The 15,363-nt window shown below is 61.2% G+C and carries 15 protein-coding genes; 5 read left to right on the forward strand and 10 right to left on the reverse strand.

Going from position 1 to position 15,363, the window contains the following annotated elements:
* Positions 1-22 precede the first annotated feature (22 nt).
* The 3 genes from D7241_RS14015 (at position 23) to lipB (ending at position 2,256) form a co-directional block, all read left to right on the forward strand.
* Positions 23-1,180, forward strand: a complete 1,158-nt coding sequence (locus D7241_RS14015) for a D-alanyl-D-alanine carboxypeptidase family protein (RefSeq protein WP_408102021.1) — start codon at positions 23-25, stop codon at positions 1,178-1,180.
* Between the two features lie 61 nt (positions 1,181-1,241).
* Positions 1,242-1,526 carry a DUF493 domain-containing protein gene (locus D7241_RS14020; protein ID WP_408102022.1) on the forward strand — a complete coding sequence of 95 codons (285 nt, stop codon included), beginning with the start codon at positions 1,242-1,244 and terminating at the stop codon, positions 1,524-1,526.
* Positions 1,527-1,599: 73 nt separating this feature from the next.
* Positions 1,600-2,256, forward strand: a complete 657-nt coding sequence (gene lipB, locus D7241_RS14025; RefSeq protein ID WP_408102023.1) for a lipoyl(octanoyl) transferase LipB — start codon at positions 1,600-1,602, stop codon at positions 2,254-2,256.
* Between the two features lie 92 nt (positions 2,257-2,348).
* Here lipB and lipA read toward each other — a convergent pair whose 3' ends face one another.
* The 6 genes from lipA to leuS all read right to left on the reverse strand — a co-directional run bounded on the left by lipA (position 2,349) and on the right by leuS (position 9,655).
* A complete protein-coding gene (gene lipA / locus D7241_RS14030) occupies positions 2,349-3,401 on the reverse strand; it encodes a lipoyl synthase (protein WP_408102024.1) in 1,053 nt (350 codons plus the stop codon).
* 289 nt (positions 3,402-3,690) lie between these two features.
* Positions 3,691-4,992 (reverse strand): lytic murein transglycosylase, encoded by a 1,302-nt coding sequence (locus D7241_RS14035; protein WP_408102025.1) that lies wholly within the window; start codon positions 4,990-4,992, stop codon positions 3,691-3,693.
* A gap of 60 nt (positions 4,993-5,052) precedes the next feature.
* Complete coding sequence (gene arfA, locus D7241_RS14040; protein WP_255977501.1) at positions 5,053-5,211, reverse strand: alternative ribosome rescue factor ArfA; 159 nt, start codon at positions 5,209-5,211, stop codon at positions 5,053-5,055.
* A gap of 117 nt (positions 5,212-5,328) precedes the next feature.
* Positions 5,329-6,357: a DNA polymerase III subunit delta gene (holA, locus tag D7241_RS14045; RefSeq protein WP_408102026.1), complete on the reverse strand. Its 1,029-nt coding sequence runs from the start codon at positions 6,355-6,357 to the stop codon at positions 5,329-5,331.
* A gap of 43 nt (positions 6,358-6,400) precedes the next feature.
* Entirely contained in the window at positions 6,401-7,003 is a 603-nt protein-coding gene (lptE, locus tag D7241_RS14050; protein WP_255977497.1) for an LPS assembly lipoprotein LptE, read from the reverse strand.
* Positions 7,004-7,048: 45 nt separating this feature from the next.
* Entirely contained in the window at positions 7,049-9,655 is a 2,607-nt protein-coding gene (leuS, locus tag D7241_RS14055; RefSeq protein WP_408102027.1) for a leucine--tRNA ligase, read from the reverse strand.
* Between the two features lie 257 nt (positions 9,656-9,912).
* On the opposite strand from leuS, the gene D7241_RS14060 reads away from it, so the two are divergent.
* Positions 9,913-10,365 carry a hypothetical protein gene (locus D7241_RS14060; protein WP_408102028.1) on the forward strand — a complete coding sequence of 151 codons (453 nt, stop codon included), beginning with the start codon at positions 9,913-9,915 and terminating at the stop codon, positions 10,363-10,365.
* A 72-nt stretch (positions 10,366-10,437) separates the two neighbouring features.
* Entirely contained in the window at positions 10,438-11,217 is a 780-nt protein-coding gene (locus D7241_RS14065) for a YdcF family protein (protein WP_408102029.1), read from the forward strand.
* Between the two features lie 38 nt (positions 11,218-11,255).
* Here the strand turns inward: D7241_RS14065 and lnt are convergent, their stop codons facing one another.
* The 4 genes from lnt to D7241_RS14085 all read right to left on the reverse strand — a co-directional run bounded on the left by lnt (position 11,256) and on the right by D7241_RS14085 (position 15,227).
* Positions 11,256-12,767 carry an apolipoprotein N-acyltransferase gene (gene lnt / locus D7241_RS14070; protein WP_408102030.1) on the reverse strand — a complete coding sequence of 504 codons (1,512 nt, stop codon included), beginning with the start codon at positions 12,765-12,767 and terminating at the stop codon, positions 11,256-11,258.
* Between the two features lie 105 nt (positions 12,768-12,872).
* The gene (locus tag D7241_RS14075; protein ID WP_255977486.1) at positions 12,873-13,721 is read right to left on the reverse strand and encodes an HlyC/CorC family transporter; all 849 of its coding nucleotides are present in this window, start codon (positions 13,719-13,721) and stop codon (positions 12,873-12,875) included.
* Between the two features lie 38 nt (positions 13,722-13,759).
* Entirely contained in the window at positions 13,760-14,227 is a 468-nt protein-coding gene (gene ybeY / locus D7241_RS14080) for an rRNA maturation RNase YbeY (protein ID WP_408102031.1), read from the reverse strand.
* The gene (locus D7241_RS14085) at positions 14,220-15,227 is read right to left on the reverse strand and encodes a PhoH family protein (RefSeq protein WP_408102032.1); all 1,008 of its coding nucleotides are present in this window, start codon (positions 15,225-15,227) and stop codon (positions 14,220-14,222) included. The genes ybeY and D7241_RS14085 overlap by 8 nt, the downstream gene beginning before the upstream one ends.
* Positions 15,228-15,363 lie beyond the last annotated feature (136 nt).

A 15,363-nucleotide genomic window follows, 5' to 3' on the forward strand; every position in this document is an offset into this window, starting at 1 on the left:
CCCACCAATTTCTGAGAGAGCAATGACTATCACCACCTTCGTGCACCGCCTGTTTCTTCTCACTTTGCTGGCGGTAGCGCCGGTAACCTGGGCCGAGCCGATCATTCCGTCAGCACCGCAGTTGGCGGCGAAATCGTACGTTCTGATGGACGCCGCGAGCGGCAAGGTGCTGGTCGAAAACGCGGGCGATGAGCGTCTGCCACCGGCCAGTCTGACCAAACTGATGACCGCCTACATCGCCACGCTTGAAATCAAGAAAGGCCAGATTTCCGAGAGCGATATGGTCACCGTCAGCGAAAAGGCTTGGCGTACAGGCGGTTCGCGGATGTTCATTCAGGTCAACACTCAGGTATCCGTCGACGACCTCCTGCACGGCATCATCATTCAGTCGGGCAATGACGCCAGCGTGGCCATGGCCGAGCATATTGCCGGCAGCGAGGAGGCCTTCGCCGACCTGATGAACAGCACTGCTCAGCGGCTGGGCATGGACAATACCCATTTTATGAACGCCACCGGACTTCCACATCCGGAGCATTATTCCTCTGCAGCCGATATGGCCAAGCTGGCCCGAGCGATTATTTATGAGGACCCGGCGCACTACGGCATCTACGCGCAGAAGGAGTTCTTCTGGAACAACATCAAGCAGCCGAACCGCAACCTGCTTTTGTGGCGTGACAAGACCGTCGACGGTCTGAAAACCGGTCATACGGAAGAGGCTGGCTACTGCTTGGTGGCATCTGCTATGCGCGATGGCATGCGCCTGATCAGTGTCGTGTTCGGTACCAATAGCGAGCAGGCGCGCGCGGCCGAGACGCAGAAATTGCTAACCTACGGCTTCCGCTTTTTCGAAACGCGCACTTTCTACCAGAAGGGCATCGAACTGGCGACTTCCCGGGTCTGGAAAGGCCAGCAGGACCAAGTCAGCGCCGGGCTTGCTAACGACCTGACCATGACCCTGCCGCGCGGGCAGATGGACAAGCTGCAGGCGGGCATGACCTTCAACCCCGAGTTGACTGCACCGATCCAGCAGGGCGACGTGGTCGGTAAGGTCGAGGTCACTCTCGATGGTCAGGTGTTGCAGAGTACGGACCTGATTGCCCTGCAGGCTGTGGAAGAAGGTGGGCTGTTCAGTCGTTTCTGGGATAGCATTCAGCTGTTCTTCTTCAATCTCTTCAACTGATACCACCTGCGCGCGCCCTGGCTACCTGCCGGGCGCGCTTGCGGATCACGAGTCCGTTGTCATGACCGAAAGCAAAAGCGAAACACAGCCACCTAAAATTGAATTCCCCTGCGAACGCTATCCGATCAAAATTATCGGCGATGCCGGTGAAGGCTTCAGCGAGACGGTAGTGGCGGTGATCCGGCGACATGCGCCGGATTTTGACGAAACCACACTGGTGACCCGCGACAGCCGCAACGGGCGCTTCCTCTCCGTGCAGGTGCTAATCACTGCGACCAGTGTCGAGCAGTTGCAGGCGATTCACGTCGATCTACGCGCTACCGGGCGCGTGCACATGGTGCTCTGATGAGTGCTTCGTCATTTAAGCGCTGTCCGAACGTCCTGCGATATGTATACGTTTCGTACTTGGGTATACGTTGATGGGGGCCGTTATGCTCGGCGTGCGGGAGCTCGGGTTGGTCGAATACCAGCCCGCCTGGCAGGCCATGCAGCGCTTCACCAATGGTCGCGACCCGGCCACGGATGATGAAATCTGGTTGCTGCAGCACCCACCGGTGTTCACGCAGGGGCAAGCCGGCAAGGCGGAACACCTGCTACTGCCCGGCGATATTCCAGTGGTCCAGGCCGATCGGGGCGGACAGGTTACCTACCATGGCCCCGGACAGCTGGTGTGTTATCTGATGCTGGACGTCCGGCGGCTGGGAATCGGCGTACGTGACCTAGTCAGTCGCATCGAACAGAGTCTGATAGAGTTGCTGGCCAGCTACGATGTACAGGCCATCGCCAAGCCCGACGCGCCAGGTGTCTATGTCGGGGGGGCAAAGATCGCATCGCTCGGTCTGCGTATCCGTAACGGGCGCTCGTTCCATGGTCTGGCGCTCAATGTGGATATGGATCTGGAGCCCTTCAGACGAATCAATCCTTGCGGCTACGCCGGCATGACCATGACCCAGTTGGCCGATCTGGTTGCTGGGCCTATAGAGTTTTCCGAGGTCAGTGCCCGCCTGCGTGAACAGCTGGTCAAGCACCTCGGCTACGCGCAGCAGCAGACGCTGATGGGCGCAATAGACGGCTAAGCCGGGCGCTTGCTTATCGGGTGTGAGCTGGGCATGGCGGATATAAAACGCTGCCCCAGGCGAAGCCTAGGGTCAGGCGTTGATCGACCCGATCAGTTCAGATTGAGGGTCGGAATCAGGCTGCTGTCGAACGGCTGGCCCGGCACTGGCACCGGGGCGGCCAGGCCCAGGTTGTTCTTCTCGAACACCCGGTCGGCTCGGTAGCTGGAGCGCACCAGCGGGCCGGCAGCGACTTCCATGAAGCCCTTTCCTAGACCGATGTCGCGCAAACGGTTGAATTCTTCCGGGCTGACCCAGCGTTTGACCGGCAGGTGGTGGCGGGTCGGCTGCAAGTACTGGCCGAGGGTGAGGATGTCCACGCCGATGGCGCGCAGGTCATCCATGGTCTGCAGCACTTCCTCGTCGCTTTCGCCCAGGCCCAGCATCAGGCTGGTCTTGGTCAGCATCTCCGGGCGATGGCGCTTGGCATGCTCCAGCACGCGCAGGGTCTTCTCGTAGCCAGCGCGGGGGTCGCGCACTTCATGGGTCAGGCGCTTGACCGTCTCGACGTTCTGCGCAAAGACTTCCAGGCCAGAGTCCGCTACGCGTTCGATGGCGTGCAGGTCGCCGTCGAAGTCCGGGGTCAGGGCCTCGACTACCACCTGTGGGGTGCGCTCCTTGATGGCGCGCACACAGGCGGCATAGTGTGCGGCACCGCCGTCGTCCAGGTCATCGCGGTCCACCGAGGTCAACACGATATAGCGCAGCGCCATCAGCTCTACCGACTTGGCGGTGTTCTGCGGCTCATCCTGATCCAGCCAGCCGTTGGGATTGCCGGTATCCACCGCGCAGAAGCGGCACGCGCGGGTGCACACCGAGCCCATCAGCATGATAGTGGCGGTACCGTTGGACCAGCATTCGCCCATGTTCGGGCAGTGGGATTCCTGGCATACGGTGCTCAGACGGTGTTCGCCGACATTGCGCTTGACCGCTTCGAAGCGGCTGCCGCTGGGTGCCTTGACCCGCAACCACTTGGGCTTGGGTTCGAACACTTGGGGTTCGCTTGAGGCGCGGCGCTTCTGCCCGTCCTTGATCGCGGTGATGCCCTGAGTGGTGCGGAATTTTTCGCCGCTGGCAACGGTTTTGGGCTGGGAGGTATCGGACATCGGCTTTCTGGGCTCCGCTAGAGGCTCCGGGGACGGGGCGGCTCGTGGCCGCCGCGCAGTTTATCACAGGCACTGACCGCACAGTCCGTCTAGCGAGGCGTGCAGCCGGTTGCCGGGGCCACCGCAGCGGCTTGCCCGAGTTGTCCCGCGGCTGAGCTACCGGCCGGCGTTTCACGTGCATTATCGGAAGGAGATACTGCCGACCAGGATGGGCTTCGAAGCCGCGTGACCTGCCTGCGGAGATGGGCGGCGCGGGGCAGAGCATGGCCGAACAGTTCGGCCATGCTCGCTAAGGCTCTGCGCGCAGCCGGCCGAGCAACTCCTGCGTCGGATGGCCGTCGGCAGGCCAGCCCAGCTGTTGCTGGAAACTACGGATGGCACTGCGGGTGTTGCCGCCGATGATGCCGTCTGCAGCGCCTGGATCGAAGCCTTGGTTCGACAGGCGTTCCTGCAGCTCAAGACGCTCGGAACGACTCAGGGGCTGTTCACCCTGTGGCCAGCTTGCGCGCACCTTGCCTGCGCCATCGAAGCGCTCGGACAGCAGACCGATCGCGAGCGCATAAGATGACGAATTGTTGTAGCGCAATATTGCGCGGAAATTATCCAGGATCAGAAACGCCGGACCGCGATAACCAGCGGGAAGCAGCAGACTGGCGGTCGCGTCATCATTGCCGGCCGGCAGGTTTGCCAGGCCGAGGCGACGCCACTCCGCCAACGGCTTGCGTATGCTGCTGTCGGCAAGGGCATAGTCGAATTCTGTCGGCAGCGCGACCTCGAAGCCCCACGGCTGTCCAGCTTTCCATCCGGACGCTTGCAAGTAATGGGCAGCTGACGCCAGGGCATCGGCTGAGCTGTTCCAGATGTCCCGGCGGCCGTCACCGTCGAAGTCCACGGCGTGGGTGTTATAGGTGGTCGGGATGAACTGAGTCTGCCCCATGGCGCCGGCCCAAGACCCGCGCAGTTGATCGGCGTCAATGTCGCCGTGATCAAGAATTTCCAATGCCGCCAGCAACTGGCTCTTGGCGAAGCCCGGGCGGCGGCCTTCGTGTGCAAGTGTCGCCAGGGAGCGAATGACTGATTTGTCGCCCATTATCTGCCCGAAGCTGCTCTCTAGCCCCCAGATTGCTACCAGCGTATTACGATCGACGCCGTAGTGCGTTTCTATACCGTCCAGTGTCGCTGAATGTTGGTTCAGCAATCGCTTGCCGCCACTGACGCGCTGCTCCGAGAGGGCCCCCTCCAAATATTGCCAAACGGGCCGAGTGAACTCCGGCTGGCTGCGATCGGCCGAGATGATGCTTGGGTCAGGGGTAACGCCGGCAAACGCGCGATCGAACAGTTCCGCCGGTATACCAGCCTGCAGCGCTTCGAGCCTGAAACTGTCGCGCCACTCGTCGAAACTTTGCTGTGGAACGGCAATATCCGGCTCGTTGGATACAGCGAGCACTGTGCCGGTTGATGCTTCCTGTTGCTGTGGCATGCTCGGTGTGGCTTGGGCTGGGCGCTCTGCGGCGCAGGCGACCAAGATGCTCATGGCTGATCCGGCAATCAGGGTACGCAGCAGCAGTACGGGAACGAAGGTGTAAAGCATGTACCACACTCGGCAAATCATTGGCACGTGACCTTAACACGCTTTGAATTGCTTGGCTTTTCAAGCCGCCAGAAGGACCGAAGCCTCCCAGTTGTTGGACTGGGAGGCTTCACGGCGATAGCTGCCTTTGCCTTTTTTCGGCTGTTCCTGGCGGCTGCGGAATAATGGTTGTGCCACCAGGGACTTGGCCTTGTTCGGCCGCTTACGGTTCTTTGCCATGTTGTCGCCCTCATGCTATGGATCAGCACGGCGCATCATAGGTGTTGTTCAAAAAATGTCCAGCAGACTCACAGCGACTTAGGTTCCTGAACAGGCTGGCTTGCCGCTCGCATCTAACTAAACACCGATGCGCTGACCGCTCAGTTGCAGGCAGAGCTTGGTCAAGCCGATCCAGGGATCACCCTCGGCCTGCCCTTTGATCTGCTCGTCGATGCGCTGCGCATCCATGAGCAAGCGCTGCCAGCCAGCCGCGTCGTGGCGCTGCAACGCCTTGCTCACCAGCGGCTTGCGCTTGTCCCAGACAGGCGGGCGGGCCTGGCTAAAGGCGCGGTCGAGTGGGACGCCCTGGCCGTACTGTTGGGCAATATTGGCCAGTTGGCGGACCTCTCGAGCCATGGCCCAGAGAATCACAGGCGCTTCGACACCTTCGCCGCGCAAACCGGTGAGCATTCGTAGAATGTGTTCGGGGTGGCCCAGCAGTGCTGCGTCGATCAGGCCGAAGACGTCGTAGCGGGCGCTGTCAGCGACGGCCGCCTGTACGGTCTCGGCCGTTACCTGGCCACTGTCGGCAAGGAGCTTAAGCTTTTCGACTTCCTGTGCCGCGGCCAGCAGGTTGCCCTCGACGCGAGCGGCAATCAGCTCCACGGCTTCCTGGTCGGCAGCCAGCCCGGCTTGGGAAAGTCGTTGGCGAATCCACTGCGGGAGCTGCTGTGCGTCCACCGGCCATATCTGCAGGAATTGCACCTGCTTGCCGTCGATCAGCGCCTTGGCCCACTTGGTCTTCTGCGAATTGCCGTCGAGCTTGGGCAGACTGATCAGCAACACGGTGTCTTCGGCGGGGCGCGCGAGGTAATCGATGATTGCAGCAGCGCCCTTGTCGCCGGGCTTGCCATTGGGGATGCGCAGCTCCAGCAGGCGCTTCTCTGCAAACAACGAAAGGCTGGCGCCGGCTTCGATGAGCTGTCCCCAATCGAAACTGGTCTCGACGTTGAGCACCTGACGCTCGCTGAATTCCTGCTGCCGACAGGCGCTGCGAATGGCATCACAGGCTTCCTGGCAGAGCAGATGCTCATCGCCGGTGACCACATAGACAGATGCGAGCGGACCTTGCAGATGCTTGGCGAGTTGGGCGGGGGAGAGCTTCATGGTATCGGGAGACCGAGAGCCACCAAAAGTGGCTCTCGGTTCATCACTGAATTGGCAATTCGATTGGAGATTGCTGCGGTTGCGAGCTCTGCTCGCGTATCTGCGCCTCGATGGCCTCGGCTTCGGCGCGTTTTTTTGCCTCGGCTGTCTGCTGCAGTTGGTCGAGCTGCGCAGGTGTAATGCCGCGGATACGCATGCTCAACTGTTGCAAGAGCTCTCGGCGCATTTCCTGGCGCAGCTGATTGGCCTCCTGGTCGGAGCCGATCAGGTTGCTGCTGTCGTGTACGTAAACCTTCTGTACCTCGACGCTGTCTTGCAGCAAAACGGTGTTCTGCGGGCCGCGGAATTCATAATCGAGCACGCTGGTCAGTTCGTACTCGGCACTGCGCGCCGAGCTGGTGTAACTGGCAGTACGCTGACGATTCTGCTCGCGGATCAGGTCCAGGGTGTAACGCGCGCCCGGGTAGACCCGTACGCCGTTATCCTTAAGCAGCTCCTCGAGCTGCTTGGCGGTTTCCCCATAGCTGTTGCGTGCCTGCAGATCGAGCTCCTCGAGCGCGAAGCTGGTGTCGCCGGTTCCGCGTAGCTGGAAGCCACAGGCACTCAACAATAGGGCCATGCCGACTACCACGAGATTGCGTTTCATATTGTTATCTCCTTGCCAGCCTCGGCGCAGCGCGCCAGAGCAAAATCAGTTAGCGACGATATTGACCAGTTTGCCCGGCACCACGATGACCTTGCGGATCGTCAGGCCTTCGGTGAAACGCACCACGTTCTCGTTGGCTCGCGCACTAGCCTCTACCTCGTCCCGTGAGGCGCTGGCTGGAACCTCGATTTGTCCGCGCAACTTTCCGTTTACCTGCACCACCAGCGTCAGGTTGTCCTGCACCAGTGCCGCCTCGTCGACCACCGGCCAGCGCGCATCGATGACGGCGTCATTGTGGCCGAGGTTGCGCCAGAGCTCATGGCAGATGTGCGGCGTGATCGGTGCCAGCAGCAGGGCGACGGTTTCCAGTCCTTCCTGCATCAAGGCAAGATCCTGCTCGCTGGCGGTAGCGGCTTTCTCCAATACGTTCATCAGCGTCATCACCTGGGCGATAGCGGTGTTGAACTTGTGGTGCTGACCAACATCCTGGCTGGCCTGCTTGATTGCCAGATGAATGGCACGGCGTACAGCCTTCTGCTCGTCATCGAGACTGGCGACGTCCAGCTTGCCGACCGCACCGGCGTTGACATGGGCATGTGCCAGGCGCCAGACGCGGCGCAGGAAGCGGCTCGCGCCTTCGACGCCGGAATCGGACCATTCCAGGCTCATGTCCGGCGGCGAGGCGAACATCATGAACAGGCGGCAGGTATCGGCGCCGTAGCTGTCGATCATTGCTTGCGGGTCGACGCCATTGTTCTTCGACTTGGACATCTTCTCGGTGCCGCCGATTTCCACCGGCAGGCCATCGCTGGCGAGCTTGGCGCCGATGACCTTGGCCTTGGCATCGCGTTCGACGATGACATCGGCCGGGTTGAACCAGTCCTTGCCGCCATTTTCCAGGGTGCGGTAGTAGGTATCAGCGATGACCATGCCCTGGGTGAGCAAATTCTTGAACGGCTCATTGGAGCTGACCAGCCCCTCGTCGCGCATCAGCTTGTGAAAGAAGCGCGCATAGAGCAGGTGCAGAATGGCGTGCTCGATACCGCCGATGTATTGGTCCACCGGGAGCCAATGGTTGGCCGCGGCCGGATCGACCATGCCCTGGTCGTAATGCGGAGATGCGTAGCGAGCGAAGTACCAGGACGACTCGACGAAGGTGTCCATGGTGTCGGTTTCGCGCTTGGCTGCGGCGCCACACTTGGGGCAACTGCAATCGTAGAATTCCGGCATGCGCGCCAGCGGCGAGCCGGCGCCGTCCGGAACCACATCTTCGGGCAGGACCACCGGCAGCTGGTTTTCCGGCACCGGCACGTCGCCGCAGGCTTCGCAGTGGATGATCGGGATCGGGCAGCCCCAGTAGCGCTGACGGCTGATGCCCCAGTCGCGCAGGCGAAACTGGGTGCGTGCCTGGCCGAGGCCCTTTTTCTGCAGGGCGACTTCCATGGCATCGAATGCACCATCGAAATCCAACCCGTCGAATTCACCGGAATTGATCAATTCGCCGTGCTCGCCATACGCGTCATTCCAGGGCGCAGGCGTCTCTTCACCCGCGCTAGTGCGCACGACTGGTTTGATCGGCAGGTCATACTTGGTGGCGAAGGCGAAATCGCGCTCGTCGTGGGCCGGCACAGCCATCACAGCGCCTTCACCGTAGTTCATCAGCACGTAGTTGGCGACCCACACCGGCAGCAGTTCGCCAGTCAACGGGTGCTGTACCTTCAAAGCCGTGGCGAGGCCTTTCTTTTCCTGGGTGGCGATATCGGCTTCAGCCACGCCACCACGCTTGCATTCGTCGATGAAGGCTTGCAGCTCAGGATTGTTCTGAGCAGCGAGGGTGGCGAGTGGATGCTCGGCTGCCACGGCAACATAAGTAGCGCCCATCAGCGTATCGGGGCGGGTGGTGAAGACCTTCATCACGCCTTCGTCGCCGATGCTGGCGATGTCATAAGGGAAGCTGATTTCCATGCCGCGCGATTTGCCGATCCAGTTGCGCTGCATGGTCTTGACCTGTTCCGGCCAGCCGTCGAGCTCGTCCAGGCTCTCCAGCAGCTCATCCGCGTAGGCGGTGATCTTGAAGTAGTACATGGGGATTTCGCGCTTTTCGATCAGCGCGCCGGAGCGCCAGCCACGGCCGTCGATGACCTGCTCGTTGGCGAGTACGGTCTGGTCCACCGGGTCCCAGTTGACGGTGCCGTTCTTGCGGTAGATCACGCCCTTTTCATACAGACGGGTGAACAACCACTGTTCCCAACGGTAGTAGTCGGGCTTGCAGGTGGTGACTTCACGCGTCCAGTCGACAGCGAGGCCCAGGCTTTTCAGCTGGGTGCGCATGTAGTCGATGTTCTCGTAGGTCCACTTGGCCGGCGCGACCTTGTTCTTCATCGCGGCGTTTTCGGCCGGCATGCCGAACGCGTCCCAGCCCATCGGCTGTAGCACGTTCCTGCCCTGCATGCGCTGGTAACGGGCGATCACGTCACCGATGGTGTAGTTGCGCACGTGGCCCATGTGCAGCTTGCCGCTGGGGTAGGGGAACATCGATAGGCAATAAAAGGTGTCCTTGCCTGGCTGTTCGCTTACTTCAAAGGATTTCTGCGCATCCCAGTGGGACTGCGCGGCGGCTTCGATTTCGCGGGGCTGATACTGTTCGTGCATGGCTACTGGCATTGAAAAGAGGCTGGCTGTTCGCGGAGCAGCGACGGGGCTGCGGTAATGCCCAGTTGAAACCTGGCTAAGACGGCGGCACAACGGGCTGGATGCGAAAGCATGGAAGCGCCGTAGCATACATGACCCCCCGCAACCGAGGGAAACCTGATTTGCCGCGGCTAAGCGGCCCCGTTGGTCGCGGGCGGCGTGGATGTTCGAGTCTGAGCTACGCTTGTACTGGGGGTGGGACGAACAAGAGGTGAGTCATGGGTAGAGAGCGTCAAGCGAACGAGGGCAATCTGTACGGACGCGTGCTGCAGCGGCTGACGCTGGCCCTGGAAGAGGCAGAGCGAACAACCGACGCAGATACTGGTGCGGCGACCGAACTGGAGGTTGGTGGATTGACGCCCGCCGAGTTCGAGCTGATCCGCGCCTATCTGCAGCAGGATTCGCAGTGGCTTTCAGGCTGGCACGCGGCTGCCGAAGAGCAGGCGCAGCTGGTACGTCAGGCGACGCGGCCGGCCCTGCGCAATGTCCTGCGGCATCATCCGGGCAAGCGTTGCAAACAGACGCCGCCTGCGCTGCAGCAATCCATGAGTTGTGCGCTCTGTGGCGCCAGCGTGCACTGGCCAGAAGGTGCCGGTGCGGTCGCCTGTTCGGCCTGCGGCTCGCAATTGCTACGCGCGCGGCAGCGGTTGCATACCTACCCAAAGCATTAATGGCGTCCGTGTTGCCGACAAGTGGACGCCTCGGCAGGTAAAGTTGTAGCGACCGACACGCGGGAGCTGCACATGCCAATTCGCTATTTCTTTAAACAGTTGCTGCTGCCGCCGGGTGGCCTGCTGTTGCTGTTGCTCGTTGCCTGGTGGCTACGGCGACGCGCGCCACGGTTGGCAGCGCTTTGCTTTGTGCTGGGGTTCGGCGGACTGTGGCTGATGAGCTTGCCGGCGACCGTGGAGTGGGCGGCGCGGATGCTGGAAAGCGAGGTGGCATTGGATCCGGCAGATTGGCGCAATCTGGACCGGACAGCGCAGGCCATCGTGGTGCTTGGTGCCGGTCGCGAGCAGGCCGATCCGGGCTGGGGATCGGATCAGCCCAGTCATATCGCCCTCGAACGGCTGCGTTACGCGTCGCGACTGGCCAAGGCCTCAGGCCTGCCGATCCTTGCCAGCGGCGGGCTGCACTATGGCGAACCGCCGAGCGAAGCCTTGCTCGCAGCCGAGGCGCTGCAGCGCGACTTCTCCACTCCGACGCGCTGGCTAGAAGAACGTAGCCGCACCACATGGGAAAACGCGCTGTATAGCGCCGAGATGCTCAAGACCGCGGGGGTCGAGCGGATCGTGCTGGTGACTTCGGCCTCGCACATGCCACGGTCGCGCTGGTGTTTCGAACAGGTGGGACTGCAAGTGATCGCCGCGCCCATGGGCTTTCTGGGCGTGCCCAACGGGCGCCCTTTCGGCGGCTGGCTACCCGAGTCGAAAGCCGTCTGGCAGAGCGGCATGCTGCTCAACGAAGCCGTGGGGATGCTGATCTACCCGCTGGTCTATAGCGGTCGCGACAAAGCCGGATGATGGCCAGTCATCATCCGGTCAGGGATAGCATGCGTACTTCAGGCAAGCCGTCGACGGACCAGGCCCCAGCCAAGCAAAAATACACAGATCGCGATCAGTGGCCATGAGCGCCACTGCAGGAATGGCGTCAGTCCCTGCATGGGCGTGACTTCGCCGTAGAGCACGGCTTCTTCGAATGCCGGGATCCGCTCAACGATGCGGCCATACGGGTCGATCAGCACGGTGACACCATTATTAGTGGCGCGGATCATCCAGCGCCCCGCTTCCAGCGCACGCATCTGCGCCATCTGCAGATGCTGCAGCGGCCCGATCGAGTGGCCGAACCAGGCATCGTTACTGACCGTGAGCAGAATGTCGCTCTGCGCCGCAAGGCCGGCTGCGAATTCTGGATAGACCACTTCGTAACAGATGAAAGGCGCTATCGCGTAGCCCTTCGCCTGTAATAGCGCCTGCTCTGGCTCGCCGCGTGCGAAATCGGACATCGGCAGATCGAAGAAGGCGATCAGGCCTCGAAGCAGATCCTGTAACGGCACGTACTCACCGAATGGCACCAGCTTCTGCTTGAGATAGGTGCCCTGCGCATCGCCTGCGGTTGTCAGACCGTTGTAATAACGTAGCTCGCCGTTAGCATTGGGTTGGCGTACCGGCACGCCAGTAATCAATGCCGACTGCCGCTCCTGTGCGAAGCGGCTCATCATGGTCAGGTAGCCGGCGGCGTGCTCCTTGAGGATCGGCACGGCGGTTTCTGGCCAGACGATGAGATCGGCAGGGCGGCTACGGAAGGTCATGTCGCGATAGAGCAGCAATTGCATCTCGAGCTTTTTCGGGTCCCACTTGATGCTCTGGGCGACGTTGCCCTGCATCGCGGCGACCGTGATTGGCTCCGCCTTGGCTGTCGTCCAGGCGTGTTTGCCAACGCCGAGTGCCCCACCCCAGAACACAATCAACAGTGCCAGCGCGCCGATTAGCGATGTTCTGTGCTCCACCAATCGAGGCAATTCGATCAGTAGCGTTGCGGTCAGCACAACCGCAAAGCTGAGCAACCAGACGCCGCCAAGGGGCGCGAGCCCGGCCAGTGGCCCGTCAAGCTGGCTGTAGCCGGCATACAACCAGGGGAAACCTGTCAGTATCCACCCGCGCAGAGCATCCAGTGCGAGCCACAGCGCGGCGAACACCAGGGCGTTGAGCCACGGCGCTGCTGTCTGTCTCAAGCAACGTGACCAGATCCAGCCGAGCAGTGCGAAGAACAGTGCCAAGCCGGCGACGAAGCCTAAAGTCAGCGCCCCGGCCAGGATCGGCGGCGCGGCGCCGAAGTCGTGAATGCTGACGTAGACCCAGCTGACGCCCGAAGCGAACAGGCCGAAGCCGTAGCACCAGCCGCGACCGGCGGCCTGCTTCGGAGCCAGTTGGCGTAGCCCGAGGTAGATCAGTCCGATCGACAGCAAGGCCAGCGGCCAGATGTCGAAAGGCGCAAGTGACAGCGTAGTCAAAGCCCCTGCGGCGAGTGCCAGCAGGTTACCCGGCCAGCCGGGGCGGGTGATCCAGTGCATCGAGACTCCTGAAAACAGCGGCAAGCCTCAAGCCTCAGCTGCAAGTTAAAGCAGAAGCTTCACAAGCCCTTTGGCGCCAGCCCACACAGTGATCGCTTGCAGCTTTTATCGATTTTCGCCTGTCGTGCGTGTGAGCCGCAGCATGTGCACCCGTCGGCTATCGGCGTTGAGGACCCGGAAGCGGAAGTCACCGATCTCCACCACTTCGTTGCGCTTGGGCAAATGGCCGAAGCTGTTCATGACCAGGCCGGCCACCGTATCGAATTCTTCATCGGGGAATTCGCTTTGGAAGAATTCGTTGAAGCTGTCGATCGGCGTCAGCGCCTTGACCAGGAAGTCGCCGCTGGGCAGCGGGCGAATGTAGCTGTCTTCCTCAATGTCGTGCTCGTCTTCGATATCGCCGACGATCTGTTCGAGAACGTCTTCGATGGTCACCAGGCCGGCAACACCGCCGTACTCATCGATGACGATGGCCATGTGGCTGTGGTTGGCGCGGAACTCGCGCAGCAGCACGTTGAGGCGCTTGGATTCGGGCACGAAAGTGGCTGGACGCAGCAGATCCTTGATGTCGAAGGTGTGCTGATCGTCCTGCAGAATCAGTGGCAGCAAATCCTTGGCCAGCAGCACGCCAATCACTTCGTCGAGGCTGTCGCCAACAACCGGATAGCGCGAGTGTGCGGCGGAAATGATTGCTGGGAGGAACTCCTTAGGCGACTGGTCGGCCTTGATGCTCATCACCTGGGAGCGCGGCACCATGATGTCGCGGACCTGCAGGTCTGCGACCTGTATGGCGCCCTCGACGATCGCCAGGGCTTCGTTATCCAGCAATTTGTTCTGGTGGGCGCTGCGCAATACGTCCAGCAGCTCCTCACGGGTTTTCGGCTCATGGGCAAAAGCCTGGGTGATTTTTCCAAACCAGGACTTTTGCCCGTTGCTCGATCGGTCTTCGCTCATGTCTTTGACTCAGTGGTCCTTGCAATTGCCCGTGCGGGCTATTCGTCGGCGTAGGGGTCGGGGTGACCCAGCTCTGCCAGTAGTTGACGTTCGAGGCTTTCCATTTCTTCGGCTTCGTCGTCTTCGAGGTGATCGTAGCCGAGCAGATGCAGGCAGCCATGAACGACCAGGTGCGCCCAGTGCGCCTGCAGCGCCTTGCCTTGTTCGGTCGCTTCGCGCTCGACCACCGGCACGCAGATCACCAGATCGCCAAGCAGCGGAATATCCAGCATCGGAACGCCGCCCGGCCCGTCTGGCACATCGGCGGGAAAGGACAGCACGTTGGTGGCGTAGTCCTTGCCGCGATAGTCGCGGTTCAGCTGACGCCCTTCCGCTTCGTCTACCAGGCGAATGGTCAGTTCGGAATCCGCGGTGCGCTGGCGCAAGGTTAACTCGCACCAGCAGCGCAGTTCCGCTTCGTCAGGTACCGCACCATTGCTGGCGCATTGCAGATCGAGCTCAATCACCAGTGCTTTCCTGCGCTGCGCGCCTTCTGACTTGGTCCTGGTTACCTTCGAACGCCTCATAGGCTTCAACGATGCGCTGTACCAGTGGGTGACGCACGACGTCCTTGGGCTTGAAATGAGTGAAGCTTATGCCGTTGACGTCCTTGAGCACATCGATCACATGGGTCAAGCCGCTCTTGGTGCCCCGTGGCAGGTCGACCTGGGTAATGTCGCCTGTGATCACCGCCGTGGAGCCGAAGCCGATACGAGTAAGGAACATCTTCATCTGTTCCAGCGTGGTGTTCTGGCTTTCGTCAAGAATGATGAAGCTGTTGTTAAGTGTGCGGCCGCGCATGTAGGCCAAAGGCGCGATCTCAATGACCTGCTTCTCGATCAATCGCGCTACATGTTCGAAACCGAGCATCTCGTACAGCGCGTCGTACAGTGGGCGCAAATAGGGATCAATCTTTTGCGCCAGATCGCCGGGCAGAAAGCCGAGCTTTTCGCCGGCCTCGACCGCCGGGCGTACCAGCAGAATGCGGCGAATCTGCTCGCGTTCCAGTGCGTCGACGGCGCAGGCAACAGCCAGATAGGTCTTGCCGGTACCGGCCGGGCCGATGCCGAAGTTGATGTCGTTATCGAGGATGGCTTGCACGTAGCGCTGCTGATTGGCGCCGCGCGGGCGGATATTGCCCTTGCGCGTGCGCAGCGAAATGTTCGGCGTGGTGGATGGATTGACCATTTCTTCCATGCCTGATTCCTGCAAAAACAGGTGGACCATATCCGGCGACAGCTCGGTGCTCTTGGTCTCGCGATACAGGCGGCGCAGGAGGTTTTCCGCGGATTTGGCCACATCGGTCGGGCCGATCAGTTCGAACTGGTTGCCGCGGTTGCGGATTTCCAGCTCCAGGCGCTGTTCGATCAGGCGCAGATGCTCGTCGAACTGACCGCAGAGATTGGCGAAGCGGTTGGCTTCAAAAGGTTCAAGGGTGAAACGGTGGGGTTCTATGGGGGCGTTCAAGGGCTTTTGATTGACCTGCTCTGCATAAGGGTTTGGTGAGAATAGCGCCGCGTGGCGAAAAAAGCATCGGCGTACCGGCCATGACAATCCAGGGTAAACAGGCGGCTGACGCTCGCTTGAACGTCAGTTGCAGCGC

The sequence above is a fragment of the Stutzerimonas sp. VN223-3 genome (assembly GCF_045999685.1).
Classification (GTDB): domain Bacteria; phylum Pseudomonadota; class Gammaproteobacteria; order Pseudomonadales; family Pseudomonadaceae; genus Stutzerimonas; species Stutzerimonas stutzeri_AR.